The following is a 593-nucleotide window of genomic DNA, read 5'->3' as shown; positions in this document are numbered from 1 at the left end:
AGCCTGGATCGATGTTATAGCGAAGACGTTCAGGTAAATCGCCATTGAAAAGCCAATGCTCATACTCAAGAAGCGCTTCGTTTGCTATTAAAGCTTCAATATCTGTCTGGTATTCCATATCGTCCGTTGAAACTAGCAACAAGTGCTTATTCAGGCCTTGCCCTGTTAATTCCTTTAGAAGTTTTAATTCTTTTAGACAAGGAGGACACTCGATTGACCATAGCAGTAATATAAATGCCTCTCCCTTACGAGATTCTTCAATGGCAATCAGACTATCCGCTGAAAAGGGCTTTATATTCGCATTTGCCTGAAGCGAAGCGCTCCACCCTATAACTATTAAACCCCATATAAACACAGCTAGTTTTTTCACGCTTATCATTACTCTACCCTAATCCAGCGTAAGCCTTCAGCCTGTGTATGCCACATAGCATGAATTCGGCCCTTCACTTCAATCAGGTCAGGGTGATCTGAGTCATGAGTGGTACTTGCGATTACCTTTTCTTTTAGCCAGTCTTTTCCTAAGTTCACGGACTGACGTAAGATCAAATCGAGACCTTGTCCGTTGTAGCGTTTCCATAGTAGGAACACATTCG

At 42.5% G+C, this 593-nt stretch carries 2 protein-coding genes; both read right to left on the bottom strand.

The window, feature by feature from the left end:
- Positions 1–379, bottom strand: a 379-nt coding sequence (locus A3735_RS27505) for a hypothetical protein (RefSeq protein WP_082886028.1), incomplete at its 3' end; no start/stop codon positions are given.
- The coding region (locus A3735_RS31560; protein ID WP_197486098.1) for a hypothetical protein at positions 379–593 on the bottom strand (215 nt) is incomplete at its 5' end. The genes A3735_RS31560 and A3735_RS27505, both read right to left, overlap by 1 nt.

It is taken from the genome of Oleiphilus sp. HI0061, assembly GCF_001635675.1.
The sequence above is the reverse complement of the archived record's forward strand: the minus strand, read 5'-3'. Positions and strand labels throughout refer to the sequence as shown.